General features: G+C 69.0%; 27 protein-coding genes. 10 read left to right on the plus strand and 17 right to left on the minus strand.

What is annotated here, in order from left to right; translation table 11 throughout:
• The first annotated feature begins 353 nt into the window (after positions 1–353).
• From ACFW48_RS29610 to ACFW48_RS29630, 5 genes are all read left to right on the plus strand, one after another.
• A complete protein-coding gene (locus ACFW48_RS29610) occupies positions 354–1,301 on the plus strand; it encodes an SPFH domain-containing protein (RefSeq protein ID WP_386319818.1) in 948 nt (315 codons plus the stop codon).
• On the plus strand, positions 1,247–1,639 hold the full coding sequence (locus ACFW48_RS29615; protein ID WP_386320163.1) for a hypothetical protein: 393 nt from the start codon (positions 1,247–1,249) through the stop codon (positions 1,637–1,639). Before ACFW48_RS29610 ends, ACFW48_RS29615 begins: the two co-directional genes overlap by 55 nt.
• A 165-nt stretch (positions 1,640–1,804) precedes the next feature.
• Positions 1,805–2,329 carry a PadR family transcriptional regulator gene (locus ACFW48_RS29620; RefSeq protein ID WP_386319821.1) on the plus strand — a complete coding sequence of 175 codons (525 nt, stop codon included), beginning with the start codon at positions 1,805–1,807 and terminating at the stop codon, positions 2,327–2,329.
• On the plus strand, positions 2,326–3,015 hold the full coding sequence (locus ACFW48_RS29625; protein WP_386319824.1) for an ABC transporter ATP-binding protein: 690 nt from the start codon (positions 2,326–2,328) through the stop codon (positions 3,013–3,015). The genes ACFW48_RS29620 and ACFW48_RS29625 overlap by 4 nt, the downstream gene beginning before the upstream one ends.
• Positions 3,012–5,354 carry an ABC transporter permease gene (locus ACFW48_RS29630; RefSeq protein WP_386319826.1) on the plus strand — a complete coding sequence of 781 codons (2,343 nt, stop codon included), beginning with the start codon at positions 3,012–3,014 and terminating at the stop codon, positions 5,352–5,354. The genes ACFW48_RS29625 and ACFW48_RS29630 overlap by 4 nt, the downstream gene beginning before the upstream one ends.
• 113 nt (positions 5,355–5,467) lie before the next feature.
• On the opposite strand, the gene ACFW48_RS29635 is transcribed toward ACFW48_RS29630, so the two are convergent.
• On the minus strand, positions 5,468–6,406 hold the full coding sequence (locus ACFW48_RS29635) for a LysR substrate-binding domain-containing protein (protein ID WP_375924087.1): 939 nt from the start codon (positions 6,404–6,406) through the stop codon (positions 5,468–5,470).
• A 137-nt stretch (positions 6,407–6,543) separates the two neighbouring features.
• Here ACFW48_RS29635 and ACFW48_RS29640 point away from each other — a divergent pair, with 137 nt between their 5' ends.
• Both ACFW48_RS29640 and ACFW48_RS29645 read left to right on the plus strand, forming a co-directional pair.
• Positions 6,544–7,098: a peroxiredoxin gene (locus ACFW48_RS29640; protein WP_121748980.1), complete on the plus strand. Its 555-nt coding sequence runs from the start codon at positions 6,544–6,546 to the stop codon at positions 7,096–7,098.
• A 6-nt stretch (positions 7,099–7,104) separates the two neighbouring features.
• Entirely contained in the window at positions 7,105–7,641 is a 537-nt protein-coding gene (locus tag ACFW48_RS29645) for an alkyl hydroperoxide reductase (protein WP_310871478.1), read from the plus strand.
• Positions 7,642–7,728: 87 nt separating this feature from the next.
• Here ACFW48_RS29645 and ACFW48_RS29650 read toward each other — a convergent pair whose 3' ends face one another.
• The 3 genes from ACFW48_RS29650 to ACFW48_RS29660 all read right to left on the minus strand — a co-directional run bounded on the left by ACFW48_RS29650 (position 7,729) and on the right by ACFW48_RS29660 (position 11,721).
• On the minus strand, positions 7,729–9,114 hold the full coding sequence (locus ACFW48_RS29650) for an AI-2E family transporter (protein ID WP_386319829.1): 1,386 nt from the start codon (positions 9,112–9,114) through the stop codon (positions 7,729–7,731).
• A 150-nt stretch (positions 9,115–9,264) separates the two neighbouring features.
• The gene (locus ACFW48_RS29655) at positions 9,265–9,969 is read right to left on the minus strand and encodes a transglycosylase SLT domain-containing protein (protein WP_386319832.1); all 705 of its coding nucleotides are present in this window, start codon (positions 9,967–9,969) and stop codon (positions 9,265–9,267) included.
• A 426-nt stretch (positions 9,970–10,395) separates the two neighbouring features.
• Positions 10,396–11,721 carry a PhoH family protein gene (locus ACFW48_RS29660; RefSeq protein WP_386319834.1) on the minus strand — a complete coding sequence of 442 codons (1,326 nt, stop codon included), beginning with the start codon at positions 11,719–11,721 and terminating at the stop codon, positions 10,396–10,398.
• A gap of 1,091 nt (positions 11,722–12,812) precedes the next feature.
• Here ACFW48_RS29660 and ACFW48_RS29665 point away from each other — a divergent pair.
• Positions 12,813–14,006, plus strand: coding sequence for a winged helix DNA-binding domain-containing protein (locus ACFW48_RS29665; RefSeq protein WP_386319836.1), 1,194 nt, complete (start codon positions 12,813–12,815; stop codon positions 14,004–14,006).
• Positions 14,007–14,107: 101 nt separating this feature from the next.
• Here ACFW48_RS29665 and ACFW48_RS29670 read toward each other — a convergent pair whose 3' ends face one another.
• From ACFW48_RS29670 to ACFW48_RS29700, 7 genes are all read right to left on the minus strand, one after another.
• Positions 14,108–14,899: a class I SAM-dependent methyltransferase gene (locus tag ACFW48_RS29670; protein WP_386319839.1), complete on the minus strand. Its 792-nt coding sequence runs from the start codon at positions 14,897–14,899 to the stop codon at positions 14,108–14,110.
• A gap of 83 nt (positions 14,900–14,982) precedes the next feature.
• Complete coding sequence (locus tag ACFW48_RS29675) at positions 14,983–15,870, minus strand: LLM class flavin-dependent oxidoreductase (protein ID WP_386319841.1); 888 nt, start codon at positions 15,868–15,870, stop codon at positions 14,983–14,985.
• 41 nt (positions 15,871–15,911) lie between these two features.
• Positions 15,912–16,577, minus strand: a complete 666-nt coding sequence (locus tag ACFW48_RS29680) for a hypothetical protein (protein ID WP_386319844.1) — start codon at positions 16,575–16,577, stop codon at positions 15,912–15,914.
• Positions 16,578–17,273: 696 nt separating this feature from the next.
• Positions 17,274–18,638: a putative T7SS-secreted protein gene (locus ACFW48_RS29685; protein ID WP_386319847.1), complete on the minus strand. Its 1,365-nt coding sequence runs from the start codon at positions 18,636–18,638 to the stop codon at positions 17,274–17,276.
• Complete coding sequence (locus ACFW48_RS29690; RefSeq protein ID WP_386319850.1) at positions 18,635–18,952, minus strand: hypothetical protein; 318 nt, start codon at positions 18,950–18,952, stop codon at positions 18,635–18,637. Before ACFW48_RS29690 ends, ACFW48_RS29685 begins: the two co-directional genes overlap by 4 nt.
• Positions 18,953–19,079: 127 nt before the next feature.
• Positions 19,080–20,111: a hypothetical protein gene (locus ACFW48_RS29695; RefSeq protein WP_386319853.1), complete on the minus strand. Its 1,032-nt coding sequence runs from the start codon at positions 20,109–20,111 to the stop codon at positions 19,080–19,082.
• Positions 20,099–20,758, minus strand: coding sequence for a hypothetical protein (locus ACFW48_RS29700; RefSeq protein WP_386319855.1), 660 nt, complete (start codon positions 20,756–20,758; stop codon positions 20,099–20,101). The genes ACFW48_RS29695 and ACFW48_RS29700 overlap by 13 nt, the downstream gene beginning before the upstream one ends.
• A gap of 191 nt (positions 20,759–20,949) precedes the next feature.
• On the opposite strand from ACFW48_RS29700, the gene ACFW48_RS29705 reads away from it, so the two are divergent.
• The gene (locus ACFW48_RS29705) at positions 20,950–21,327 is read left to right on the plus strand and encodes a DUF192 domain-containing protein (protein WP_386319857.1); all 378 of its coding nucleotides are present in this window, start codon (positions 20,950–20,952) and stop codon (positions 21,325–21,327) included.
• A gap of 11 nt (positions 21,328–21,338) precedes the next feature.
• Here ACFW48_RS29705 and ACFW48_RS29710 read toward each other — a convergent pair whose 3' ends face one another.
• A complete protein-coding gene (locus ACFW48_RS29710; RefSeq protein WP_386319859.1) occupies positions 21,339–22,196 on the minus strand; it encodes a hypothetical protein in 858 nt (285 codons plus the stop codon).
• A 190-nt stretch (positions 22,197–22,386) separates the two neighbouring features.
• Entirely contained in the window at positions 22,387–22,626 is a 240-nt protein-coding gene (locus tag ACFW48_RS29715; protein WP_386319861.1) for a hypothetical protein, read from the minus strand.
• A gap of 352 nt (positions 22,627–22,978) precedes the next feature.
• On the opposite strand from ACFW48_RS29715, the gene ACFW48_RS29720 reads away from it, so the two are divergent.
• Positions 22,979–23,272 (plus strand): Scr1 family TA system antitoxin-like transcriptional regulator, encoded by a 294-nt coding sequence (locus ACFW48_RS29720; RefSeq protein WP_386319863.1) that lies wholly within the window; start codon positions 22,979–22,981, stop codon positions 23,270–23,272.
• A gap of 31 nt (positions 23,273–23,303) precedes the next feature.
• Here ACFW48_RS29720 and ACFW48_RS29725 read toward each other — a convergent pair whose 3' ends face one another.
• The 4 genes from ACFW48_RS29725 to ACFW48_RS29740 are packed head-to-tail and all read right to left on the minus strand — an operon-like array spanning position 23,304 to position 25,332.
• Positions 23,304–23,921, minus strand: a complete 618-nt coding sequence (locus tag ACFW48_RS29725; protein ID WP_386319865.1) for an OmpA family protein — start codon at positions 23,919–23,921, stop codon at positions 23,304–23,306.
• 8 nt (positions 23,922–23,929) lie between these two features.
• Positions 23,930–24,508, minus strand: coding sequence for a hypothetical protein (locus tag ACFW48_RS29730; protein WP_386319868.1), 579 nt, complete (start codon positions 24,506–24,508; stop codon positions 23,930–23,932).
• Between the two features lie 33 nt (positions 24,509–24,541).
• The gene (locus tag ACFW48_RS29735; protein WP_386319869.1) at positions 24,542–25,135 is read right to left on the minus strand and encodes a pilus assembly protein TadG-related protein; all 594 of its coding nucleotides are present in this window, start codon (positions 25,133–25,135) and stop codon (positions 24,542–24,544) included.
• Positions 25,132–25,332, minus strand: coding sequence for a Flp family type IVb pilin (locus ACFW48_RS29740; RefSeq protein ID WP_386319872.1), 201 nt, complete (start codon positions 25,330–25,332; stop codon positions 25,132–25,134). The genes ACFW48_RS29735 and ACFW48_RS29740 overlap by 4 nt, the downstream gene beginning before the upstream one ends.
• Positions 25,333–25,733 lie beyond the last annotated feature (401 nt).

A 25,733-nucleotide genomic window follows, 5' to 3' on the forward strand; every position in this document is an offset into this window, starting at 1 on the left:
CGAACGGCGGCGTTTCGGCGCCGCGCGGCGGCCACCGCGCTGTCGCGCTTTTCTCTCTTCCGCTCGTCCCATGGATCCGATCCGCTCCGCTCCAGTCATCTGTGACCACGTCTCGCTCACGCGTCACACAGGTTCGCCGCTCAGGTCAACTCAGAAAGCTAACACCGGGAGATATGACAAACGGCTGCCGATCCGGCCTTGTACGGACGTGAGAATCAGCACCCGTTCCTATGGAACCGACGTACGAGGGGGGTTCAAGGTTGTCATTCGCGGGTAAAGTGATATCACTTAGCTAGACCGACGATAGACGCCGAGCGTGCGCGAGCGCGCCCGGCCGGAACGGGGGACCACCCATGTCCACACACGACACCAGCAGCACTTCGCAGGTCAGCGCGGACGTACCCGAGATGCCCGCGCCACGGGTGCGGGAGATGCAGGCGCACAGCATCGGTGGTGGCCTCGCGCTGCTGCTGGGGCTGGTCGGGCTGCTCGTCGGCGCCGGCCTGATCGCCACCGCGACGGCGACCGCGTCGGCCGGAGCGAAGGCCGCGCTGATCATGGCGGGCATCGTGGTCGCCCTGGCCGCGTTCCTCGCGATGTGCGGGCTGAACATGGTGGCGCCGGGCGAGGCCCGCGTGGTCCAGCTCTTCGGGCGCTACAGGGGCACGATCCGGCAGGACGGACTGCGCTGGGTGAACCCCCTCACCTCGCGCACCAAGATCTCGACGCGGGTACGCAACCACGAGACGGCCGTCCTGAAGGTGAACGACGCCTACGGCAACCCGATCGAGCTGGCCGCCGTCGTGGTGTGGCGGGTGGAGGACACCGCGCAGGCCACCTTCGAGGTGGACGACTACATCGAGTTCGTCTCCACCCAGACCGAGGCGGCCGTGCGGCACATCGCCATCGAGTACCCCTACGACGCCCACGACGAGGACGGCCTCTCGCTGCGCGGCAACGCCGAGGAGATCACCGAGAAGCTCGCCGTCGAGCTGCACGCGCGCGTGGAGGCGGCCGGGGTGCAGATCATCGAATCCCGCTTCACGCACCTCGCGTACGCCCCGGAGATCGCCTCGGCGATGCTCCAGCGGCAGCAGGCCGGCGCGATGGTCGCGGCACGGCGCCAGATCGTGGACGGCGCGGTCGGCATGGTCGAGGCGGCGCTCGCCCGGATCAGCGAGCAGGGCATCGTGGAGATGGACGACGAGCGCAAGGCGGCGATGGTGTCCAACCTGATGGTCGTGCTCTGCGGGGACCGGGCCGCCCAGCCGGTCCTGAACACGGGGACGCTCTACCAGTGACGGCCCCGTCCGAGCGTTCCGAGCCCGAGGGTTCCGTGCCCAAGGGTTCCGTGCCCAAGGGTTCCGGGCCCGAGGGTCCGGCCCCGAAGCGTCGGCCGCAGCAGCAGCGCAAGCAGGTGCTGCTGCGGCTGGACCCACAGGTGTACGAGGCGCTGGCCCGCTGGGCGGGCGACGAGCTGCGCTCGGCCAACGCCCAGATCGAGTTCCTGCTCCGCAGGGCACTGGCGGAGGCGGGCCGGCTGCCCGGAGACGCCGGACCGCTGCCACGCAGAGGACGCCCGCCCCGGGGGCCGGGCTCGGGGTCCGGGCCGGGTCCGGCACCCACGCCACCGTCGTAGCGGAATCCGGGTGGCCGCGCCACCGCGTCGCGTCATGCGGAGGCGCGGCCTCCGTCGTCACGGAACCGTGACAATCGCCTCCGACCTGCGGTCCCGTACGCCCCGCCATCACCTCTGCACCGGGCGTATACATGGCGCGTATACACCGTGTGTAGAGTGCTCTGCATGTCCATCGGTCACACTCTCCTGGGACTCCTGGAGTCCGGGCCGCGCCACGGTTACGACCTGAAGCGCGCCTTCGACGAGAAGTTCGGTCACGACCGGCCACTGCACTACGGCCAGGTCTACTCGACGATGTCCCGCCTGCTGAAGAACGGCCTCGTCGTCGTCGACGGCATCGAGGCGGGCGGCGGACCCGAGCGCAAGCGGTACGCGATCACCGACGCGGGGATCACCGACGTACAGCAGTGGCTCGCCACGCCCGAGAAGCCCGAGCCGTATCTCCAGTCGACGCTCTACACCAAGGTCGTCCTCGCGCTGCTCACCCACCGCGACGCCGCCGACGTCCTCGACACGCAGCGCTCGGAGCATCTGCGCAGCATGCGCATCCTCACCGACCGCAAGCGCAAGGGCGACCTCGCCGACCAGCTCATCTGCGACCACGCCCTGTTCCATCTGGAGGCCGACCTGCGGTGGCTGGAGCTGACCGCGGCGCGCCTCGACAAGCTCCGTGAGGCGGTGGCCCGATGACTCCTCCCGCAGGTTCGCTGCTCTCGGCCGAGCAGCTGCGCAAGGCCTACGGCCCGACCCTCGCCCTCGACGGCGCGGAGTTCTCCATCCACCCCGGCGAGGTCGTCGCCGTGATGGGCCCCTCCGGGTCCGGCAAGTCGACGCTGCTGCACTGCCTCGCCGGCATCGTGCCGCCCGACTCGGGGACGATCACGTACGACGGGCGTGAGCTGTCCGCCATGAGCGACGCCCAGCGCAGTGCGCTGCGCCGCTCGGACTTCGGGTTCGTGTTCCAGTTCGGGCAGCTCGTGCCGGAGCTGACCTGCGTCGAGAACGTCGCCCTTCCGCTGCGCCTGAACGGGACCTCCCGCAAGGAGGCCGAGCGGGCCGCGCTGACCTGGATGGAACGGCTGGAGGTCGACGACCTGAGGAAGAAGCGGCCCGGCGAGGTCTCCGGCGGTCAGGGACAGCGGGTGGCGGTGGCGCGGTCGCTGGTCACCAACCCCCGTGTGCTCTTCGCCGACGAACCGACCGGAGCCCTGGACTCCCTCAACGGCGAGCGCGTGATGGAACTCCTCACCGACGCCGCCCGCTCCACCAACGCCGCCGTCGTCCTCGTCACGCACGAGGCACGGGTGGCCGCCTACTCCGACCGCGAGATCGTCGTACGGGACGGCAAGTCCCGGGACATGGAGCGCGTCGTATGAACCTGCGCCAATGGGCCGCCGACCTGGCCATGGGCGTCCGCTTCGCCTTCACCGGCGGGCGCGAGGGCTGGACCCGGGCCGTGCTGACGGCCGTCGGTGTCGGACTCGGCGTGGCGCTGCTCCTGCTGACGACGGCCCTGCCGAACGCGCTCGCCGTCCGGCACGACCGGGAGGCCGCGCGCACCGACATCACCTTCAGCGACGAGCGGATGCCGCGGGCGAACGACACCCTGGTGGTCGCCAACGTCGGTACGGACTTCCGCGACGACACCGTCCGGGGCCGTGCCCTGGAGCCGGAGGGGCCGCGTGCACCGCTGCCGCCGGGGGTGGACAAGTTCCCGGCGGTGGGCGAGATGGTGGTCTCCCCCGCGCTGAAGGAGCTGCTGGAGTCGGACTCCGGGGCGCTGCTGCGCGAGCGGCTGCCGGACCGGATCGTCGGCACCATCGGGGAGCCCGGACTGATCGGCTCGGCCGAACTCGCCTTCTACCGGGGCGCCGAAGGGCTCGCGCCGCACATCGACAGCGGCCGGATCGCCCGTATCGACCGGTTCGGCGATCCGACCCCGGGGTCCGAGCGGTCCGACCCGGTGCTGCTCCTGCTGATCCTCGTCGTCTTCGTGGTGCTGCTGACGCCGGTCGCGGTCTTCATCGCCGCGGCCGTGCGGTTCGGCGGTGAGCGGCGGGACCGGCGGCTCGCGGCGCTGCGGCTGGTGGGCTCCGACAGCGGCATGACCCGGCGCATCGCCGCCGGCGAGGCGCTGGCGGGCGCGGTCCTCGGGCTGGTCTTCGGCGCCGGGTTCTTCATGGTCGGGCGCCAGCTGGCGGGGTCCGCCGAGGTGTACCGCATCAGTGTGTTCCCGAGCTACCTCGATCCCTCCCCGCTGCTGGCCCTGCTGGTCGCGGTGGCGGTGCCGGCGGCCGCGGTGCTGGTGACGCTGTTCGCGCTGCGCGGGGTGGTCATCGAACCGCTCGGCGTGGTGCGCGCGGGCCGGCCGGCGCGGCGCAGGCTGTGGTGGCGGCTGCTGCTGCCGCTGGCCGGTCTTGCCATGCTCTACCCGATGATCGGCAACGGGCGCGAGAACGGGGACTTCAACCAGTACCTGGTGACCGGCGGTGTCGTGCTGCTCCTGGTCGGCGTGACCGCGCTGCTGCCGTGGATCGTCGAGACCGTCGTCGCCCGGCTCGGCTCCGGCGGCGTGGCCTGGCAGCTGGCCGTGCGCAGGCTGCAGATGAGCAGCGGTACGGCGGCCCGCATGGTCAACGGCATCGCGGTGGCCGTCGCCGGGGCGATCGCGCTGCAGATGCTGTTCGCCGGCGTGGAGGGCGACTACACCCGGTCCACCGGGCAGGACCTGTCGCTGGCGCAGATGGAGGTGACGCTGCCGAGCGAGGTGCCGGTGGCGCCGGCCGCCCGGAAGCTCCGGGACACCGAGGGCGTCAACGCGGTCTACGCCTTCTCCGAGGGCTACCTCGGCGACCGCCCCCAGGACCCTGACGCCAGCGCGATGGTGACCGTGGGCGACTGCGCGTCGCTGCGGGAGATCGCCAACCTGTCGTCCTGCCGAGACGGGGACGTGTTCGCCGTCCACGGTGCCGAGTGGGACGGCGGGGTCGACGTGGCGAAGCTGGCGACGCCGGGGCGGAAGCTGTACCTCGACCCGTCGTACGAGGGCAGTCCGAAGAGCCTGGAGATCCCCTGGACGGTGCCGCAGGGCGTCAAGGCGGCGAAGCCGAAGCGCGGTCTGCTGGCCGGAACCGACCGGGGCGGCCTCCTGATCACGCCCGAGGCGGCGCCGGACTCGCTCGCGCCGGCCCTGACCGGGCACGCGTACCTCAAGCTCGACGAGTCGGTGACGGATGTGCACGAGCGGGTCCGCAACACCACCGCGGCCGTCGATCCGCTGGCGGACGCCATGCTGTGGTCGGCCACGGAACGGACCGGCCGGTTCGACGCGATCCGCACCGGTCTGTTCGTGGGGGCGGCGTGTGTGCTGGCGCTGATCGGTGCCAGTCTGCTGGTCTCGCAGCTGGAGCAGCTGCGCGAGCGGAAGAAGCTGCTGTCGGCCCTGGTCGCCTTCGGCACCCGGCGCCGCACGCTGAGCATGTCGGTCCTGTGGCAGACCGCGGTCCCCATCGCGCTGGGCCTGCTGCTGGCCACGGTGGTGGGCCTGACGCTGGGCGCGGTGCTTCTGAACATGACGAACACCCCGGTCCGCGTCGACTGGGCCGGCGTCCTGTCCATGACCGGCATCGGCGCCGCGGTCGTCCTGGCGGTGACCCTGTGCAGCCTGCCACCCCTGCTGCGCCTGATGCGGCCGGAGGGGCTGCGCACGGAGTAGGACCCGGCGCGTCGGGGGCCCACGCCCGGCCTCGGGGGGACCGGGCGCGCCGGGGCGGGGCACGCCGGGGCCGGGGCACCCCGGGGCCGGAGTTCACCCGGCCCGGCGTGCCCTCAGCCGTGCACCGTCCGTACCGGCAGATCCTCCATCGCCTCCCGGAGGGCCGCCGCCAGTTCCTCGTACTCCGCTGAGCGCGCCGCGCCCGTGCGCATGGCGAGGGCGATGCGGCGGGTGGGGGCCGGGTCGGCGAAGGAGCCGGTGAGGAGCTGGCTGGAGCGGCTCGTCTCCACGCGGACCGCCGTACGCGGCAGCAGCGTCACGCCCAGGCCGCCCGCCACCAGCTGCACCAGCGTCGACAGACCGGCGGCCGTCGTCGTCGCCGGGACGCCCGCGCGGCCCGCCTCACGGCAGATGTCCAGTGCCTGGTCGCGCAGGCAGTGCCCCTCGTCGAGCAGCAGCAGCTTCAGCTCGCGCAGCACGGCGCGTTCGATGCCCTCCCGGCCGCCGAGCCGGTGGTCGAGCGGGGTGACGAGCACGAAGTCCTCGTCGAAGAGCGGGAGCTCCGTCACCCCGGGGACGCCGAGCGGTACCGCCAGCAGGAGCAGGTCGAGGCGGCCGGAGGTGAGACCGTCCAGCAGGCTCGCCGTCTGCTCCTCGTGGACCTGGAGGTCCAGGTCCGGATAGCGGTCGTGGACCAGACGCAGCACCGTCGGCAGCAGATACGGCGCCACCGTGGGGATGACCCCGAGCCGCAGCGCCCCGGTGAACGGCGCCCGTACCGCCTCCGCCTCCTCCAGCAGCGCGCCGACCTCCGCGAGTACCGCCTTCGTCCGCACCGCGAGCCGTTCACCCGCCGGCGAGAGCAGTACCTTGCGCGTCGTACGCTCCAGCAGAGTGACACCCAGTGCCTCCTCCAGCGCCGAAACGGCGCCCGAGAGTGCGGGCTGGCTCATGCCGATGGCGGCGGCGGCATCGCGGAAGTGCAGATGCTCGGCGACCGCGGCGAAAGCCCGCAGCTGGGCGAGGCTGGGCTGTCTCTTCTTACCTGTCACTAATAGCCACCTCCGATCAACTCGACCGAGTGTAGCTATTTCACTAATCAATGCACCCTGTGCCAACATCAATAACGTCCAACCCATGGGAAACACTCGCGAAACGGGTGTTTCTTCGCTGCACTTTTGGAGAGCGCGTGCTCACTGTCGGTGACAAGTTCCCCGAGTTCGATCTGACCGCCTGCGTCTCGCTGGAGAAGGGCAAGGAGTTCCAGCAGATCAACCACAAGACCTACGAGGGTCAGTGGAAGGTCGTCTTCGCGTGGCCCAAGGACTTCACCTTCGTGTGCCCGACCGAGATCGCCGCCTTCGGCAAGCTGAACGACGAGTTCGCCGACCGTGACGCCCAGGTCCTCGGCTTCTCCGGCGACTCCGAGTTCGTCCACCACGCCTGGCGCAAGGACCACCCCGACCTGACCGACCTGCCGTTCCCGATGATGGCCGACTCCCGGCACGAGCTGATGCGCGACCTCGGCATCGAGGGCGAGGACGGCTTCGCCAAGCGCGCCGTGTTCATCGTGGACCAGAACAACGAGATCCAGTTCACCATGGTGACCGCCGGCTCGGTCGGCCGGAACCCCAAGGAGGTCCTGCGGGTCCTCGACGCCCTGCAGACCGACGAGCTCTGCCCGTGCAACTGGAGCAAGGGCGACGAGACCCTCGACCCCGTCGCGCTGCTGTCGGGAGAGTGAGCTGACATGTCCCTCGACTCCCTGAAGTCCGCCGTTCCGGACTACGCCAAGGACCTGAAGCTCAATCTGGGCTCGGTCATCGGCAACTCCGACCTCCCGGCGCAGCAGCTGTGGGGCACCGTGCTGGCGACCGCCATCGCCTCGCGCTCCCCCATCGTGCTGCGTGAGCTGGAGCCGGAGGCGAAGGCCAACCTCACGCCCGAGGCGTACTCGGCCGCCAAGTCGGCCGCCGCCGTCATGGCGATGAACAACGTCTTCTACCGCACCCGGCACCTGCTGTCGGACCACGAGTACGGCACCCTGCGCGCCGGTCTGCGGATGAACGTCATCGGCAACCCGGGCGTCGACAAGGTCGACTTCGAGCTGTGGTCCTTCGCGGTGTCCGCCATCAACGGCTGCGGCATGTGCCTGGACTCGCACGAGCAGGTGCTCCGCAAGGCCGGTGTGGACCGCGAGACGATCCAGGAGGCGTTCAAGATCGCCGCCGTGGTCGAGGCCGTCGGCGTCACGCTGGACGCCGAGGCGGTTCTCGCCGACCAGTAGTCCCGCACCGCGAACAGTAGTCCCGCACCGCGGAGAACGACACGGGCCCCGCTCACCGATTCGGTGAGCGGGGCCCGCTGCGTGTCGCTACGCCGGAGAGGTGTCCGACGGCGGCTGCTCGGCCGCCGTGGGCTTCGGCGTGGAGCCCGCCGCCGGGGAGGCGTCCGTCGACGTCGCGCCGCGCGGCCTCGGGGACTGCCGCGCGGCGGCCTCACGGGAGTACGCCCGCAGGTAGCCCACGACGGTGTTCGTCACCGCCACCAGCGGTACGGCGACCACCGCGCCGCCGATGCCGGCCACCATGCCGCCCGTGGCCACCGACAGCACCACCGCCAGCGGGTGGACCCGCACCGCGCGCCCCAGGATGAACGGTTGCAGGATGTGCCCCTCGATCTGCTGCACCACCAGCACCACGACGAGCGTCATGACCGCCGCGAACATGCCCTGCGTCACCAGCGCCACGACGACCGCGAGGGCGCCCGACATCACCGCGCCGACGAGCGGGATGAAGGCGAACAGGAAGATGAACACGGCCAGCGGGACGGCCATCGGCACGTCCAGGAAGTAGATGCCGAGGCCGATGAAGATGGCGTCGATCAGCGCCACGATCACCGTGCCGCGCACGTACGCCGTGAGCGTCCGCCACGCACGCGGGCCGGCACCGGCCACGCCCGGCCGGGCCGCCGCCGGTACCAGCTTCAGCGTCCACTGCCAGATGCGCTTGCCGTCGTAGAGCAGGAAGAGCGTCGAGAAGGCGGCCAGCAGGATGCCCGTGAGCGCCTCGACGACGACCGTGACGCCCTCCAGGCCGGCGGACGTTATCTGGTCGGTGTTGGCGCCGACCGCCTCGCGCAGGTTCTTGGCGATCTCGTTGATCTGTTTGTCGGTGACGTGGAAGGGGCTGTTGAGCAGCCAGTTGCGCAGCTCGTCGATGCCGTCCTGGACCTGGTCGGAGAGGTTGTCGATGTTCTCCATGACCTGCCAGGTGACGAACCAGCCGATCAGGCCCATCACCACGAACCCGAGGATCGCGGTCAGGGCGGTGGCCGGCCCCCGCGGCACCCCGTGCCGGCGCAGCCACGCCACGGTCGGCTGGAGCAGCGCCGTGATCAGCAGCGCGGCCACGAACGCCAGCACCACCAGCTGTACGGCGCTGATGACCCGCATCAGCACCCACACGGTGCCCGCGAGGACCAGCAGCCGCCATCCCGCCTCGGCGGCGACGCGCACACCCCAGGGGACGGCCTGTGCCGGGTCGGGGCGGGTCTGGACCGCGAGCGGGTGATGTGTGGAGGTGTGCTCCTGATGAGGCGTGTCTTCCGGTGACGGCGGCGGTACGTGATCGGCGGCCGGCGTCGGCGCGTCGTCGTCGGAGTCCGCTCGCTCGGCCTCTTCACGGCGCTGGTCCAACCGCCTGCTCATCCGCGTCAGTCCGGCGCCGAGCCGACCGAGCCACCCTGGCACTCGAGACATGATCCGTCCTCTTCCCCCGTCTCTCCCCACCACTCCCCCCTGGAGTCGTTTCGGTCCGACCGTACATGGCGAGCGCGCGAAAGCCCCTCACCGTAGGACGGTGAGGGGCTGCGCGAGGTTGAGCGGTGTTCCGGGCCGCGCCGGGCGGGCTCAGTACCAGTGGTTGGCCTGCCAGAAGGACCAGGCGTCGCACGGGCTGCCGTAGCGGCTGTCCATGTAGTTGAGGCCCCACTTGATCTGGGTGGCCGGGTTGGTCCGCCAGTCGGCGCCCGCGGAGGAGTACTTGCCCGCCGGCAGCGCCTGGAAGAGACCGTAGGCGCCCGAGGAGGGGTTGACCGCCTGGTAGTTCCAGCTGGACTCGTGGTCCACGATGTTGCTGAAGCACTGCCACTGGCCGCTGGGCACCATCTGACGCGCCATCGCCTGGATCTGGCTGATGCTGTAGGAACTCTGGACGGAGAAGCTGGTGGACTCGCGCTTGGCGTCGCGGCTGGCCGCTTCCTTCTCCGCCTCGCGCTTCTTGGCCTCCTCGGCCGCCTCGGCCGCCTTCTTGGCCTTCTCCTGCTTGGCCACGGCGGTCTCGGCGGCTGCCTTGCGGGCCGCCTCCTCGGCGTCCTTCTTGGCGCTCGCGTCCGCGGCGATGGCCTGTACGTCGGCCTGCTGCGTCAGGGACGCGGTCTGCACCTGCGCCTGCTCGCCCATGGGGATGTCCGCGAGCAGCGTCGTACCGGCTGCTGTCGCCTCCGCGTCGTTGTTCTGCGCGGTGCTGCCCGAGGCAACGCCGACGACGCTTCCGACTGCGGTGACCGCCGTGGCCGAGGCCACTGCGAATCCCCGGACCGAGATCCGGCTCACACGGTTTCCTTCCAGCATCGCCCGCTTCGGTGACCCTCGCGGACGCAATCGTGCCCCTGGCGCTGGCCTCCCCAACTACGGGTCACGGGAGGCACGGGCCCGGTGGACAACTCCCCCGAGGGGAGCGCCGCGTGGTGCTCGGGCGGCATACGACGCTGCTATGGAGTTGGACTGGTGCGTCTGTGGCGCCGTACCGCTGGGGGTACGGCTGTGTCGTATGCGGGGCCTGACAGGAGTGAGACTCTGCCGTAACCCGACGGGGTGAGGCAATTCTGTGTTGCGTGTGAAAGCTCACATCCCGTTTGGCCCAGGGGATTCCCGGAAACCCCCACACGCGAAGACGCCGCCCGGCTAGGCTCTTGGCCTTTCCGGACGGCGCCGACTCTCGGGTAACCGACCCTTCCCGGGTCGGAGTTCGCGGATGGGTCAGATGTGGCCGTCCTCCAGCATTTCGGTCACAAGTGCCGCGATCTGGGACCTCTCGGAGCGCGTCAGGGTGACGTGCGCGAAGAGCGGATGCCCCTTCAGCTTCTCGATGACGGCGACGACTCCGTCGTACCGCCCCACTCGCAGATTGTCCCGCTGCGCCACGTCATGGGTCAGTACGACCCGTGAATTGGCCCCGATGCGGGACAGCACGGTCAGCAGGACGTTCCGCTCCAGGGACTGCGCCTCGTCCACGATGACGAACGCGTCGTGCAGGGACCGCCCCCGGATGTGGGTGAGCGGCAGCACCTCCAGCATCCCGCGCGCGGTCACCTCCTCGATGACCTCCCGACTGGTGACGGCCGACAGCGTGTCGAAGACCGCCTGCGCCCAGGGGCTCATCTTCTCGGCCTCGGAGCCGGGCAGATAGCCGAGCTCCTGCCCGCCCACCGCGTACAGCGGCCGGAAGACCATCACCTTCTGGTGCTGCCGGCGCTCCAGCACGGCCTCCAGGCCCGCACACAGCGCCAGCGCCGACTTGCCGGTGCCGGCCCGGCCGCCCATCGACACGATGCCGACGTCCGGGTCGAGGAGCAGGTCGAGCGCGATCCGCTGCTCGGCGCTGCGGCCCTTGATGCCGAACGCCTCCCGGTCGCCGCGCACCAGGCGGACGTTGCCGTCGGGCGTGACCCGGCCGAGGGCCTTGCCGCGCTCCGACTGGATGGTCAGGCCGGTGTGCACGGGCAGCTCGGCGGCCTCGGGGACGTGGACCCGGCCCTCCTCGAAGAGGATGTCCACCTGCTCACCCGGCAGGGTGAGTTCGGACATGCCGGTCCAGCCGGAGGCGTCCGTGATGGCCAGCTCGGCGCGGTACTCCTCGGCGAGCAGGCCGACGGAGGACGCCTTGATCCGCAGCGGGAGGTCCTTGGACACGACGGTGACGTCGAATCCCTCCGCCTGCAGATTGCGGGCCACCGCGAGGATGCGGGAGTCGTTGTCCCCCAGGCGATAGCCGGTGGGCAGCACGCTGGGGTCCGAGTGGTTGAGCTCGACACGCACGGTGCCGCCGAGATCCCCGATCGGGATGGGGGCGTCGAGGCGACCGTGCCGCACCCGGAACTCGTCGAGCAGGCGCAGGGCCTGCCGGGCGAAGTAGCCGAGTTCGGGATGGTGCCGCTTGGCCTCCAGCTCCGTCACCACGACGATCGGGAGCACGACCTCGTGCTCGTCGAAGCGGTTCAGAGCGTTCGGGTCGGCCAGCAGGACGCTGGTGTCGAGAACGTAGGTGCGCCTATCTGGCTTGTGGCGCTTTGTGCTGGTCACCACGGAAGGACGTACCCCCTCGGAAGAGGTCGGGGAGCGACGGAGTGGACGCTGGGCCGGGAGGGCGGGAACGAGCCGACCGGTCGACGACCGCCATGCACTGGCGCGGGCCGTGAACCGGCCCTCCGCCGCGTCTTCCGTGCCGTGACCGCACGGTGGGGCTGGTGCAAAGGGCCTCCCGGGCGGACGGCTCCGTGCCGCCCGCTGAGATACGACACCCGTGGTTCGGGCGTCGACCTGCTTGGCTTATGCCCTCGAACAAGCGCCGCCATGCCACGACACAGGACGGCGCACCGGTGAACTCCTCATTACGGGCGTCCCGCCGGGAGACTGCGGCGCGAGGCCCCGCCGGGGGGGGCCGGGGGGCGTCCCCGCCGGGGAGGAGCGAGGCAGGCCCCGGAGAGGGAGACGGGAGGCAGGCCCCCGGACAGAGGGGAAGAGAAGTCGGCCGGCGAGGAGAGGAGACGTGCGGCCGGGAGAGGCAGAAAAAACGGGCCGGTCCGTGGGGGGGGAGACGGACCGGCCCGAGGGGGGGTTTCCACCATAACCCTTTGTAAGTGATGCCGCGTGCATCGGCGTGCCACAACTACTCTCCGAAGTTGCCCGGCGACGCCCGGATGGCCCCGGAAGCACTCATTCCGCCCTGAATCATGGCCAGAACACAGCGGATTCATGGGTGAACAGGGGTCTGAAGGGGCTGAACGGACGGGAGAGGCGATCCGGAGCGGCCCCGACGGCCCCCGCGACGCGGGCGGCGGACCACCCCCGCTTCCCTCCACCGGGTGAACCCACCGGCGAACGCCCGCTTGACCGGGCACCGCGCAGCCCCCTCCACTGCGCGGTGCCACACGCGCAGCTTTGCTCACGCGAATTACCTGCTCCGAACTTACGTGATCAGGCACGCCGGAATCGACGCGAGGCGGACAACGATGCATAACGATGTGGGAACCCTGTGAGGATCGGAGGGTGATTCCGCACCCTGTCACCAGTCGTGCCAATATTTGCGAAGGTACGCCGTATACGCCCCGAATATCCGCTCCACCGGGGCGCCGATCAGGCCGCGACCTGTCCTACTCCTCTTCTAACGTCACCTCATGACGAAGACGGCGGGGATCACTTGGGGCGCGGCGAGCGCACGGCGGCTGGACCGGCAGTTCCTGGCCATGTCTGCCCGAACGGGCACACCGGTCGCCGACGTGGCCGGCGCGATGCTCGGCGTCCACGCCCAAGTACTGTCGGCGGCCGAGCTGTCGGTCGGCCTGCGGGCCGACGGCGTGACCCGGGCGGACGTACGGACGTCGCTGTGGCCGACCGGGTCACCCTCCGCGCCGCCCCCTTCGCTCGTGAAGACGCACGGTCCGCGGGGGACGGTGCACCTGCTCCCGACCCGCGAACTGCCGATGTGGTGCGCCGCACTGCCCGCGATCGCCGACGGGCCGGGTTCGTTCCCGTCCGACGTACGGCTCACGCGGGAGCAGGCGGAACAGGTCGTGTCGGCGATCGGCGACGCCCTCGACGGCACCTTCCTGACCATCGACGAACTCGGCGAGGAGGTCGTCGCCCGCACCGGCCCCTGGGCCGGCGACCTGGTGATGCCGGCGTTCCAGACCATGTGGCCGCGCTGGCGGCAGGTGCTGCACCGGGCGGGCCAGTCCGGCGCCCTCTCCTTCGGCCCGAACCGCGGCCGCAAGGTGACGTACACCCGCCCGCCCCACTTCACTCCGATGCGGTCCGAGGAGGCGCTGCGGCTCCTGGTACGCCGCTACCTGCACGCGTACGGCCCGGCCACGCCGCAGCACTTCGCCCGGTGGCTGGCGGCACCGCCCGGCTGGGCCAGGTCCCTGTACGACCAGCTGGCCGCCGCGGGCGAGATCGAGCTGGTCGACTTCGAGGGAACGCCGGCGTGGGTGGTGACGGCCGACACCGTCTTCCCCGACGCATCCGAGCGGGAAGCTCTCCTGCGTGGGGTGCGGCTGCTGCCGTACTTCGACGCGTACCTCATCGCCGCGCGGCCGCGGGAGCTGCTCTTCCCCGGGGCCGCCTACCAGCGTGCGCTGGCGGGCGGGCAGGCGGGCAACTTCCCCGTGCTGCTCGTGGACGGCGTCGCGGCGGGCGTCTGGCACCAGCGGCGCCGGGGGCGGCGGACGACGGTCACGGTCGAACCGCTGGGACGCCTGACGTCCCGGCAGCAGCGGGAACTGGCGGCGCAGGCGGAACGGGTCGGGGAGGTGCTGGAAGCCGAGGCCGAGTTGGTGGTGGGCGAGGTGACGGTGGGCGCGCACGCGTGAGCGCCTCGGCGTCCGCCGCGCCCCAGGGGTGGCGTTCGGATCAGGCCGACTCCGGACAACGGTGCCCCGCGACCACCCCGGCAAGAGCCGAACGACACTCCCTAGCGGTGCGGCTTGCGCGCGTCGAAGAGATGACGCGTGCTGTGGGCGACGAAGGGACCGTCCGCTTCGATGCGCTCGTGCAGATCACGCAGTCGGTCCCGGTAGCCCTCGACGGTGAAGCCGGGGACCATCCACACCACCTTGCGCAGGAAGTGGACGACGGCACCGATGTCGTAGAACTCCATCCGCAGCCGCTCCGCCCGCAGGTCCACGACCTCCAGACCGGCGGCCTCGGCGTCGGCCCGCTCTCGTTCGGGGTGACGGTGGTTCCGGCTCTCCTCCGGCTGGGGACCGAGGAAGTACTCGATGAGCTCGAAGACGCTGCCGGGGCCGACGTGCTGGGCGAAGTACGTACCGCCGGGCGCGAGCACACGGGCGACCTCACCCCAGTGCGGCTCGACCGGGTGCCGGCTCACGACCAGGTCGAAGGCTCCGTCCGCGAAGGGCAGGGACGCGTCGTCGGGCGAGGCGACCACGGGGACGCCGCGCGGGCGGAGCAGTGCGGTGGCCTTGGCGACGTTGGGGGGCCAGCCTTCGGTGGCGACGACGAGACGGGGACGGTGAGGGGCAGCGGTTTCGAGGGCGCGGTCCAGAACCTCCCCTCCCCCGGTCTGCACCTCCAGTACGGCGTTGGCTTCGGCCAGCCGCCCCGCCATGGCCCGCGCGTACCCCCAGGACGGCCGCGCCTCGGTGGCCCTCCCCTCGAACCAGGAGAAGTCCCACCCTTCGGTGGGCACGGAGGCTCCTTCGGCCACGAGATCGTCGAAGGTGCGGGTGTTGGGCTGAGTCATGGGGGGGATGAGTCCGATCTTCGTGGTGCGGGCGAGCGGGCGGGCGGGGCGGCATGTGCCATGAACGGCGGCGGTGGACCTGGCTAGGCGACCAAGGACCGGACCTCCTCTGCGGCGAACCGCACGAAGCCCTCCGGATCGGGCTCGTCACCGGTCGGCTGGAGGATCACGGTGTCGGCCCCCGCCTCGGCCAGCCTCTCCACGGCCCTGGCGACGGCCCCCGCATCCCCGGCGACACCGAGATCCGGCACCGATCCGACACCTTCGGCGACCAGCTCGGCCCGCAACCGCTCGCCGGCGCCGGGCCCGGTGGCGGCCAGGAGATACACGACGACCTTGTGCGCCTCGGCCCGCCCGGTCACCGCGCGCCCGGCCGCCGCCCGCCCTTCGTCAATGAGCCGCCGGGCCCGACGCACCCCGTCGGGCGGCGTGGCCGCGGTGAGAACCGTCCCGTCGGCGGCCTCCCCCGCCAGCCGCAGCGAGCGGGGCCCGGTGGCGCCGGCGAACACCTCGACTCCCTCCCCCGGCGGCCAGTCGAGCGCGACGTCGTCGAGCCGTACGTAACGCCCTTCGGTCGTCACCCGCTCCCCACCCAACAGCGCCCGCAGCGCCAGGAGGTGCTCCCGCAACAGCGTGACGGGCGACTCGACCCGCGCCCCGACCTGCCCCATCCAGTCCTGCACCCCGTGGCCGACGCCGAGGATCGCGCGGCCGGGGAACATCCGGTGCAGCGTGGCGGCCTCCATCGCGGTGACGGCCACGTTCCGCAACGGCACGGGCAGCAGCCCGACCCCGACCCGCACCCTTTCGGTCCAGGCGAGCGCGGCGGCGGCCGCGGAGATCCCACCCTCGCGAAAGCAGTCCTCCCACAGCCACAGCTCCTCGAGCCCGGCCTCGTCGGCGACGCGCGCCACGGCACGCAGCCGCTCGGGGGCGAGCTGGGGGCGGAATACGGCGCCGAGTCCAGTCATGGGCCCTTCCTACCTTTGGCCGAGGCCGCCGGACAACAACATTACGAGTCGGCGCCCAGGGGATTCTCGAAACTGACCGTCTCGACGACCTGACGCAGGATCGCCCGGTACTCCTCCCGACGCGCCGTGGCCGTGGTACTCAGCGTGAGAACGGCCAGGCGCTTGCGGTCGGGGTGCGGGAGGTGAGCGTGGATCTGGAGGAGGGGTCGCTGTGGGAGGCCGCTGTCGGCGGCAGGCCGATGCGTGGTCTCACTGAGGACCGCCGGTCCACAAGGGAGTTCCTGGAAGACGATGCGCGTATGCCCCTCGACCGCCGTGACCGCGCGGGCCGCTGTGACGGTGCGGGGGGCGACGTTCGTGTCGCGCCAGGAGATTGTGAAGAGGGAGAGCAGGTGATCACCCGTTGCCGCATCAATGTCGTCGCGGTGCAGACCGATTGAGCAGTGGACGATGCCGAACTCGCACAACGCCCCAAGCGCCTGCTGACCTGACGCAAGCTGCGCAATCAGCCGCTGACGAACCACTTCGCTGGGCGCAGCCTCAAGTAGCGGCGCGACGGCCACGCCCATTCTTTCGGCGGCCGGTGAATCGGGCTCAGCAAGCAGGACGTCCAGCGGCAGCGGCATGAAGCCGGCTGGTTCGGCGAACCAGAGTTCAGCTTGCGCGTCGTTGACAGAGTCATGGATAATGATCTTGAAGCTACTCACTGCTTCTCTCCATGCGAATCACGAGTGCACGGGTTAAACACCCGCTTGTCGGCCGCGCTCGATGTCATCGGGACCGGCACCCCAATCACTGAACCGCTGGCCGCTCTGCGCGTCCGTCCGTTGCTCAATGACGTGCAAGCGCCGGGGAGCCCGTCCCTTCCGCGCGGGTACAGCGATGACACCTACGAACCGCACGTCGCCCGCAAACCAGATCTCTTCGATCTGCGCCTTAAGACGTGGTTTGGCGCGAGGCGCCATACGCCGAGACCACCATTCCAAGCGAAGATGCCGGGTGAAAACCATTGGCAACAGCTGACCCGGACAACCTGGGTTGGGAAATTCAAACCAACCATAGTGCCGACTGACGACCTCGGGCCGATCATCCAGCCCATACGAAACGCCGTGCAGGATCCGCCAAGGGTAAGTGCGCAAGATGCGCAGCATCCACAGCGCTGCTGGAAAGTACCGCAATTGAGTCAAAGCTCGGTATGGGCCATACAGGAAGTACGGAAGAAACACCCACACGACCCAGTCTGGCGAGTAGACCGAGATTCCAAGCAGTACGACCCAGCCACTCACCCAGCCGACGAAGCCGGCTACGTTCATCACCACGTGACTGGCCCAGGCCCTACGTGTAGGTGGATGGTCCCAAGCGGTGACACAGTCGCTGGGGTTCACGAGTTCTTCCCTTCCTGCCTAGCGGCAGAAGACGTATCGTGCGATATCCACGAGGCCACCGCTGTCAACGATGAGGCGTGAGCCGTCGATGCCTGCTACAGCACCGTCCTTAATGTCGTCATCCTCAGCGTCTACGGCTTTGTTATACAGCTCGAACCCCCCTGTGGCGACACCGGTCAGACCCGAAGTTCCGGCGATCGCCTTAGCCGCTCTACCGGGATCACTGAAACCGCGCACGGCTCGGGCAACCATAGAGTTTTCAAGATTCGTGATTGCCCCGGCCTCGTCTCGAACCTTCGAACCATAGGCCCCTGCCTTCTGCCAGAAGTCAAGCACCTCACTACTCCTCCGAAGCGTTCGCGTAGCCTCGAAAGATCCCTTAGCCACTGCCGCAACACCCGGAAACGCGCCTGCGGCGTCCGCTCCCACAGAGACGGCATTGCTCCAAAAGTCGGCATCGAACTCTCCCTTGGTAATGCCGTCCCATAAGGACGCTCGCACTTCCGAGTCGTTGAGCCGCAGTGCCAGCGCCGTCGCGCTAATCCCAGAAGCCGTTAGCATTAATGCGGCGGCTACCGCGATACTCCATCCCAGCGGACCTGTCAGGAGAAGCGCCACCACCCCGATGAGCCCCGCCGTGAAGCTGAGGATGTCCGGCAGGTTGTCGCCCAGCCAGTCCAGTACCTCGTCGAACCACCCCGGCTCATGCGGCACCAGCTTCTTCGTGGCGTCGCGGATCTTGCCCGCCCGGTAGCCTGCCTTTTCCTCGTGCTCTTCGGCCAGCCTCTTCGCCTTGCCGGTGATCTTCTTCAGCTCGGCATGGGCGTCGTCCAGGTCCGCGTTCGCGCGCGTCAACGCCTTCTGCGCGGCGTCGTGATCGGCGCCGTCCTTCTTGAGGTCGGGGTCGTCGCCGGCCTTGTTCGCACGGCCCTGTGCGCGGTCGACCGCGGCCTGGGCTTCCTTCGCGTCCTCTTCGAGCTTCTTGGCCCGCCGCTGGAAGTCGTCGAGTTCGCCCTCCCAGCGATCCAGTTGCCTGGCCGCCTTGCGGATGGAGTTCGCCGCGTTCTTGAGGTTCAGCGGCAGCGGGCCGCCGTCGAGCTGCTCGCGGAAGGCGACCGCGGCGTCACCCTTCCAGTAGCTGCCGTCCAGGAGCTTGGTGACCAGGTCGTGTGTCTCCTGGAGGACCTTGGCGCAACCGCTGAGCTTCTTCTGCAGGCCTCGCACCGTCTCCGTGTCGCCCGGTACGGGGTTGAAGCCGAGGTGCGGATAACCGGGATTCGGGATTCGCGGGGCGGACTTGAGCCCCTGCGGCTTGCCAAGGTCGGCACGGGACTGCGGGTCGAGCGCTGCACCGTACTGGTCGTTTCCCGCGGTGACGGTCACTTCTTGCCGCCGCTCTCGGCCTCGCGCGACTTCCGCACCGCCTCCTCGAGCGCCTTGTCGACTTCGAGGTAGCTGTCCTTGCTCTTGCCGATGATGTCGGCCAGGTCCTCGGTCTGCTTGCCGATCTCCTCGGAGCCGTACTTCCAGTCCTCCTGGAACGCCTCGCAGGCCGAGTCGAGGTCGTCCGTGCCGAGGCCGGTGATCGTGGCGTCCGACAGTGCCTTTCGGACGCCTCTGAGCGAAGTCGACGACTCCCTCAGCGACTTCATGAACCGCCCGAGTTCGTCGCCGTCAACCGCAAGCCGCTCCGCCATGTGTCCGTCCCCTCTCCGGTCCACCTGCACCGATGAGAGGAACGACGACATCCGGTTTTCGTGGCGTGCGTGCGGACGCCGCCCCTCTTCGGGGGCTCACTTACGCACTGGGGGCTGGTGCTGCCGGTCAGCGGTTGACGGCCTGGATCTCCTGGACGACGACATCCTGAGTAGCACCGAACGTGCCGTCGGGGAGGTCGCCGCCGGCCCCTCCACTGCCGGTCCAGTGGATCCGCCAGGTGACGGTGGCCTGGAGCGGATACGAACCGTCGCCAGAGGAACGCAGGTAAGTCACACCGCAGGGCGGGGTCTCCTCTGCCTTGCCCTTGGCGTAGGCCTCGCCGATACGGCCGTTGTTGATCTCGCACACACCAGCCGCGGGGTGCAGCTCGGCCTCCTCGGTGCCCGGCTCGATCCTCAGTGAGACCGGTTCCGCGGTGGCCGTCGCTTCGATGCCGATCTCCTCCACGGACGCGGTGACCGAGACCGGCTTGAACTCGGCACCATCCAGCCACGCCCACGTCGGAAGGTTCACCTTGGTGGCCTCCGCGGGCGCCAGCGTCACCTCGGTCCCAGGGACGCGGATCTCCGCGTAGGCAAGCTCTGCGAGGATCTCGGGGGTGACGGCGTTCTCGACGTTGGCCGGCGGAGCATCGCCCGTGTCCACCCAGAAATAGTCCTCGTCACAGGAATCCCAGCCCGGCGGGTAGCTCTTGTTGACGTACGAGGCCCACCAATAGCCCTTGCCGGTCTTGTCCTTGTTGAAGCCCTTCTCCTCGTCGCCGGCGTTGTACTTCTCCCGCTGCTCGGCGTCCCACTCGTACCCCGTGGAGCCGGCTTCCCAAATCGGTTCCAGATGCTCTTGCAACTGCTCAGGCGTGTACTTGGGGGCATACCAGCAGGGTGGCGGGCTCCACGATGTGGAAGACGCCAACGCCCCGGACGAGTCACCGCTCCCGTTCTTTGAACGGTCGAAGACGACACCGCCAACCGTCACGGAAACGGTTCCGTCCCCGCCGACTTCGGCCCGTTGGTCCGTTGAACCGCGGGTGCCGCCCTCACCACGCCCGCCAGCGAACGCCGTGGGCGCCGCGATCATTGGAACACTGGCGAGTGCGACCAGGGCCGCAATCCTGAAGCTGTTCCTCACGGCTGGCATGCTTTACTCCCCCGGTTCGACGCGATGTCGGTGGTCTGCCAAACGCCCTTGGTATTCTTCGCCAGCTTCGTGTTATAGAGGACGTAACTGTCAGCCGTTGTCGGCGTCTTCTTCACCTTGTCCGTCTTCTTGTCCTTGATGAAGGACTTGCTCTCGTCCGAGCAGTAGGTCACGTATGCCTGGTCGTCCTCGACGAGATTCACCTTGTAGTCGAAGTACCGGGTCTCACCGACCCACGTGTTCTTCTTGTCGACGTACCCGAGTACATACGTGATGGAGTCACTCAGGGCTGACTCGGTGTTGTAAAAGCCGAGGGCCTTGGTGTCCGTGCTGCCCTTGAAGATGGCCTCGTCGACAGAGTTGACGCCCAGAGTGCTGTCCGCGAGGACCGCGTCTTTCGCCGCGTCCCCCGTCTTCTGGTAGTCGAAGACGTTCTTGGCGTCAGAGGGGAACTCGATTTTCGGGCGGCTGTCGGTGTCCGACGCACCAGGGCTTGGCGAGACCGATGCCTCACCGCTTGTGTCAGCGCCTGCGATCTTGTCGTTGTCTTTCGCGGCGCTGTCGTCGTCGCTGCCGCACGCGGACAGCGTCAGGGCCGCAGCGGCGGTCAGCGTGAGCGCTGCGAGCAGGGTGGGGCGGCGGTTCACGGTCGACTCCTGGGTGGGACGGGGCTTCTCTCGAGCGAAGCAACGCTATCCACCGGGGCCGGGTGGCACCAGGGTGAAACCTGTCTCCTTGGGGTGTCCGGGCCCGACCACGCTTGAGACCGTGGGCCCGTGCCGGATCTGCTCCAGGGCCGATACGTTCGGTGGGACGGCGAACTGCGGGAGGGGCATCGATGGGACGGCGGGGCTGGCGGGACGGGGCGGGCGCGTTGGTCGTGGGAGGTGAGGCCGGCCGAGAGAGTGTCCGCGTTCCGCTGGAGATCGCCGGCTCCTACCGCGCCCGCACCAAGGGACTGTTGGGGCGGGACTCCGTAGACGGGGCGATTCTCCTGTCCCCTGCCAACAGCGTGCATACCTTCCGGATGCGGATGCCCATCGACGTGGCCTACCTCGACCGGCGGCTCACGGTCATAGCCGTGCGCACCATGCGGCCGGGCAGGCTGGGGATGCCCCGATGGCTTGCCCGGCATGTGCTGGAGGCAGAGGCCGGGGCGATGGCCGGGTGGGGAGTGCGGGTGGGGGTGAGGGTGGAGGTGGTGGAAGGGGTGTGAGCTGCCGGCCCTCAGCCGTGTGGGACTTCCTCGATGACGTTCTCGCCGAAACGCCACGTACCCCGGTTGCCCACCGCCTCCGCCCGCAGGCCCATCTCCCAGGCGATCCGTGCGGCCCGCTGATGCGACACGTCGGGGTACGCCTCGGGAGTCACTTCTATGTAGCCGCGCCTGTCAGCAGAATGAGTGCCAAGGGCCTGCCGTAGTTTCGCCTCCTGTGCCCGCCGCGCCTTGTCGTCGTCCTGGCGCCTCGCGGCAACCGAACCACGCCGGGTCATCCAGCCGACGACGCCCAGTGCGGCTACCGAGAGCGCCCCTGCTCCGACCAGTTCGGCAGTGAAGTCCGCGTGACCGGGTGGTTGGGGGCGGAGCTCCCCCTCGGGGTCCGCGATCACCGTCAACACCTGGCCGACGTTGTAGAGGTCTGACGTCGCTGTCATCTCCGGTCCCGGGACAGGAGAGCCGTCCTGTCGCTCCAGCACGTAGTGGGAGTCACGGCCCTTGCGTCCTTGAGCGGGGTCGAGCCACTCCTCCACGACCGTGGCCGTGACCGTTTCGCCACGCTGCTGAAGCGTGAGGTCGTCGCGCGCCAGACCCATGACGTACACAGCCATGGCGGAGGTGATCACGATGAACAGCGCCGCGGACGTACTCGACTCCTCCGCTCCCAGCCTTCGGATCAGCGCGCTGAGAAGTACTCCGTGCGCGACCCACAGGAGAACCTCGAGGGCGGGCCCGACGTGGTCCGCGAGGAAGAACATTCCCGCGACCACGGCGAGCACGCAGACGCCGATGGCGACCGTGAGCGTGCCCGGACGGCGCGATCGCCTCCGTTGCGTCTCCTCCCCCGGCTCGGCCAAGCCGCTCATCCCCGATTCCTCCGTCGCTCCGGCGTCCGAGCCACCATCCACCCCCGTGTTCTTCCCATCGCAGCGGGTGCTGTGTGAAAGCGTGAACACTTGGACCCGAAGTGTTCACGCTTTCGCATCCGCTTTCCTGCCTTGCCCTGTCCTGTCCTTTCCTGTCCTGCTCCGATATTGGCCTATACGGCAGGAGGCGTCACTTGGAAACGATGTCGAGGACGGCCGTACCGGCCTCTCCTGTCGCTGCCTGGATCACCACGGCTTCGGGCTGGGCGCTCGGCCTGGCGCCGTCGCCCAGTCCACCGCAGGAGTTGCCGCTGCCGTTGCTGCGGAGAACAGTGACGCAGCCTTGTCCTGGGCCGCGGGCGCTGCCCCTGGACTGGCCATGGCCCGACTTCACCGTGTAGGCGACCTCGTTCGGGCCGACCTTGGTCACGTGGAGCGTCGCCGCCGCGCCGGATGGGCCTCGGAAACGTACGGTGACCGGCTCGGACACCAGGACCTGGCAATCACCGTCCGCGCAGGCGCCGAGGTCTCGTCCATCTGCCGCCGACATTGGGGGGCGGGTGGGGGCGGTGTGGTCGGCGGAGGATTCGAGCGGGGGTGAAGAGGGTTGCGCTGCGCCGGACTTCGAGCCTTGGCTGCTGCCCGGGGGCGTCCCGACCGGCTCGTGAGAGCTGTCGCAGCCAGTCGCCGTCACCAGCGTGAGCAGCGCCGCGAGTACGAGGCCCTTGCCCACGCGAGCCTTACCCGGTGGTCGCGCCCTGAGCCCCGACGGCGTCGTTGCCATGGTGCTTCCCCTCTCCGCCTTCGGCCCCTTGCTCCAGCTCTCGCCGACCAGCCTTCCCATGCGACTCGGTCACGACGCCCGGCCGACGCGAGCCGAGGCCGGGGCTAGCCGGCGTTCCGTGCCGCACGCCGAGTACGCCGAGTACTTGCCCTACGGCGGTTTCGAGATCGCCCGTCGGCAGTTGGAGGAGTTGGCCGAGCAGTCAGAACAGCAGAGCATCGAGGTGCAGGTGGTACCCACACATGTGGACGGCTTCCCAGGGGCCGGGCACACGCTCCTCTTCCTGCTGTGAATGGTCCCGCTGGACGGTCGGTCTCCGCCGGTCAGCTTTCCGTGCGCGGGAACGTGACCTCGACCCTGCGGTTCTTCTTGCGGCCGGCCTCCGTCGAGTTGTCGGAGATGGGGTACTGCTCGCCGTAGCCGCGGACCTCGTACGTGATGCCGGGGTCGTTCAAGGTCTGGGACAGGATGTCGTGTACGGCGTTGGCGCGCTGCTTGGAGAGTGCGTCGCCGTGGGCGGAGGAGCCGAGGTTGTCGGTGAAGCCGAAGACGCGGACCCTGGTGGCGTTCTGGGTCTTGATCTCCTCGGCGATGCCCGTGATCCGGGACTTCGCCTCGGAGCCGAGCTTCGCGCTGTCCTTTCCGAACAGCACCTCTGCCTGGAGCGCGAGCGTCACGCTCGTGTTGGTGTCCTCGCGGCGTTCGTCGCCGCTCTGCTCCTCCACGACCGACTTGATGTCCAGCACCTTCGCCTGCGCGAGCGTGGCACCGTCCGGGAGTTTGAGGTCCGGGTCGTTGGGGTCCACTTCGATGGGGGCGGTGGCGGAGGGCTCAGTTCCTGGAGGGTCGTTGGGGTCGTCGGCGTGGGCCATGCTGGTGCCGTAGACGGTCGTGGCGAGAATGAGAGTGACGGCGGTTGCCAAGCGTGGGGTTGGGGTCATGGTGGGCCTCACCCGGAGATCTCGATGATGCCAGTCGAGAACATTGGCAGTTGGAGCGTCATCTCAGTCGTGCTCGCGGGGGGTGCAGGGAACTGCATGAAGACAGGCAGTGACTCGCCTGCCTTCACAGCGGAGAAATTGGTTGTGGTGAGAGGTCGTCCATCCGTGTCCCGCAATACGTAGTAGCGCTTCTTCCCCTCAGAGTCCACCAACGTGGCCCCACCGAGTGACCTGCCGTTACGAACGATTTCGGTCTCGTTTCCGCTCAGCTGCGCCGGCACGGTGACCGTCTTACTACCGTCGTTCTTCAACTCGCCGCTGACGGTGACAAATCCTCCGGAGTCCCGCTGCGCGAGGGTAACTGTGAGCATCAGGCCAGAAGGCCCCTTGAGCTCCGCCAGTGGTGCTTCTGACTTCCCTTCCTGAGCATCCGGCTGGGACTCACTGCTCCTGGATGAGGAGACAGAAGTGTCCGGCTTGTCGTCATCGTCGCCACCACCGCAACCAGCCACGCCAAGAGCCAGTCCGATAACAACGGGCACGGCGACCAGACCCCTGCGGGCCTTGGTTGTGAACCCCATAGTCATGACTCCGCTTCCTTCTTACTCGTCGTCTTCACGTCAGTGGGCCAGATGGACGTCGAACAGGTCCTCGGGCCTGGGTAGGTCCAAGAGGTCGTCCGGCTTCAAATCCCACTCCTCGCCCTCGCACGAGAGCCTGGGCAGCGCACCATCGGCGGAGTCCTCAGCGGGTAGTTCGATCGAACAGCGAGCTTCGATGACGGCGGTGGCGGATTCCGTAGCCTTCTGATCCTCCGTGCCTGGGACGATGGTGTCCCCGACGGTCTCGTTGGTCTCTGCAACGACGGTGTAACCCAGTAGCCCGTCCGGATAGCAATTCACGGTTGCGTCATTGCGTGCAGCCAGCTCATTAGCGCGCCAGCACGTATTGGAAACCGGTACCTCGCCCTCGAAGACGTCCTGCCACGAATCTGGTTCCAACACGTTCGCCAGCCAGTGGTCCGCGAGCTGATCCCGAGTTTCCAAGGCTGCAGCGAGTGCCGCAGCATCTGCCGCTGTCTGAGCTTCGCTCCGAGTCGCTGCAGCCTGGCCGACAGCGAGGTATGCGAGCGCGAGAAAGAGCAGGCCCCCCACCACCGTGATGTAGATGGGGAAAGCCTGCCCTGCATCACCGTGTCTGCGGAGGTACGTCAACCGCCGGTGACTTCGGTGATCTTGTCCGTGATCGCGTTGTAGATCGTCTGCCCGATATCCGTCCCCGTGATCGCCAGCACGATCGCCACCACCACCGCGATGATCCCCAGGTACTCCACAGCCGTCTGGCCCTTGTCGTTGCGGGCGGTGGCGCGGGAGTGCAGGTAGGCGGTGGTGGTGTGAAGCCAGTTGGTCATGGTGTTCCCCTCCAGGGTGGACGATGCCGCGTTCGTCGTGCGGAACGTGCGGCGGGAGGGCCCTCGGCTCCGAGGTCCCCGGGGGCCCGTCGTGGGCCCCGTCACGTGCTGTGAGTCGGTCCGTCGAGGTCACCCTGGGCGCAGCCGCTCGGCGGGGGTCGCGGGGGCGGGTGGCGGCGGTGTTCTGGTTGGTCATGCCGGATGTCGCGTCGTCCACGATCTCCACCTCCTCTGCGCTCAGTTGGGACCTCGGCCTGTCGGGAGTACCAGTCAACGACTCTCCCACAGGTGATTGCACGTGCGAAAGGTGTTGTTCGAAGCTGGCCCGACTAGGCGGTAGGCACCTGCTTGTTGATGTCGTCGCTTCGTGTGCAGTCGCACTCTGTTTGTTTACGCCGCCC

It is taken from the genome of Streptomyces sp. NPDC058812, from assembly GCF_042744565.1.
GTDB lineage: Bacteria > Actinomycetota > Actinomycetes > Streptomycetales > Streptomycetaceae > Streptomyces > Streptomyces thinghirensis.

What these genes read in the sequence shown, in the direction of transcription:
- ACFW48_RS29740 (WP_386319872.1), bottom strand. Translation starts at nt 25,332, where the DNA reads ATGACCAACTGGCTTCACACCACCACCGCCTACCTGCACTCCCGCGCC.
- ACFW48_RS29670 (WP_386319839.1), bottom strand. Translation starts at nt 14,899, where the DNA reads ATGACTCAGCCCAACACCCGCACCTTCGACGATCTCGTGGCCGAAGGA.
- ACFW48_RS29720 (WP_386319863.1), top strand. Translation starts at nt 22,979, where the DNA reads ATGGTGCTTCCCCTCTCCGCCTTCGGCCCCTTGCTCCAGCTCTCGCCG.
- ACFW48_RS29730 (WP_386319868.1), bottom strand. Translation starts at nt 24,508, where the DNA reads ATGACTATGGGGTTCACAACCAAGGCCCGCAGGGGTCTGGTCGCCGTG.
- ACFW48_RS29625 (WP_386319824.1), top strand. Translation starts at nt 2,326, where the DNA reads ATGACTCCTCCCGCAGGTTCGCTGCTCTCGGCCGAGCAGCTGCGCAAG.
- ACFW48_RS29665 (WP_386319836.1), top strand. Translation starts at nt 12,813, where the DNA reads ATGACGAAGACGGCGGGGATCACTTGGGGCGCGGCGAGCGCACGGCGG.
- ACFW48_RS29695 (WP_386319853.1), bottom strand. Translation starts at nt 20,111, where the DNA reads ATGCCAGCCGTGAGGAACAGCTTCAGGATTGCGGCCCTGGTCGCACTC.
- ACFW48_RS29675 (WP_386319841.1), bottom strand. Translation starts at nt 15,870, where the DNA reads ATGACTGGACTCGGCGCCGTATTCCGCCCCCAGCTCGCCCCCGAGCGG.
- ACFW48_RS29645 (WP_310871478.1), top strand. Translation starts at nt 7,105, where the DNA reads ATGTCCCTCGACTCCCTGAAGTCCGCCGTTCCGGACTACGCCAAGGAC.
- ACFW48_RS29650 (WP_386319829.1), bottom strand. Translation starts at nt 9,114, where the DNA reads ATGTCTCGAGTGCCAGGGTGGCTCGGTCGGCTCGGCGCCGGACTGACG.
- ACFW48_RS29610 (WP_386319818.1), top strand. Translation starts at nt 354, where the DNA reads ATGTCCACACACGACACCAGCAGCACTTCGCAGGTCAGCGCGGACGTA.
- ACFW48_RS29620 (WP_386319821.1), top strand. Translation starts at nt 1,805, where the DNA reads ATGTCCATCGGTCACACTCTCCTGGGACTCCTGGAGTCCGGGCCGCGC.
- ACFW48_RS29725 (WP_386319865.1), bottom strand. Translation starts at nt 23,921, where the DNA reads ATGACCCCAACCCCACGCTTGGCAACCGCCGTCACTCTCATTCTCGCC.
- ACFW48_RS29630 (WP_386319826.1), top strand. Translation starts at nt 3,012, where the DNA reads ATGAACCTGCGCCAATGGGCCGCCGACCTGGCCATGGGCGTCCGCTTC.
- ACFW48_RS29710 (WP_386319859.1), bottom strand. Translation starts at nt 22,196, where the DNA reads ATGAGCGGCTTGGCCGAGCCGGGGGAGGAGACGCAACGGAGGCGATCG.
- ACFW48_RS29705 (WP_386319857.1), top strand. Translation starts at nt 20,950, where the DNA reads ATGGGACGGCGGGGCTGGCGGGACGGGGCGGGCGCGTTGGTCGTGGGA.
- ACFW48_RS29690 (WP_386319850.1), bottom strand. Translation starts at nt 18,952, where the DNA reads ATGGCGGAGCGGCTTGCGGTTGACGGCGACGAACTCGGGCGGTTCATG.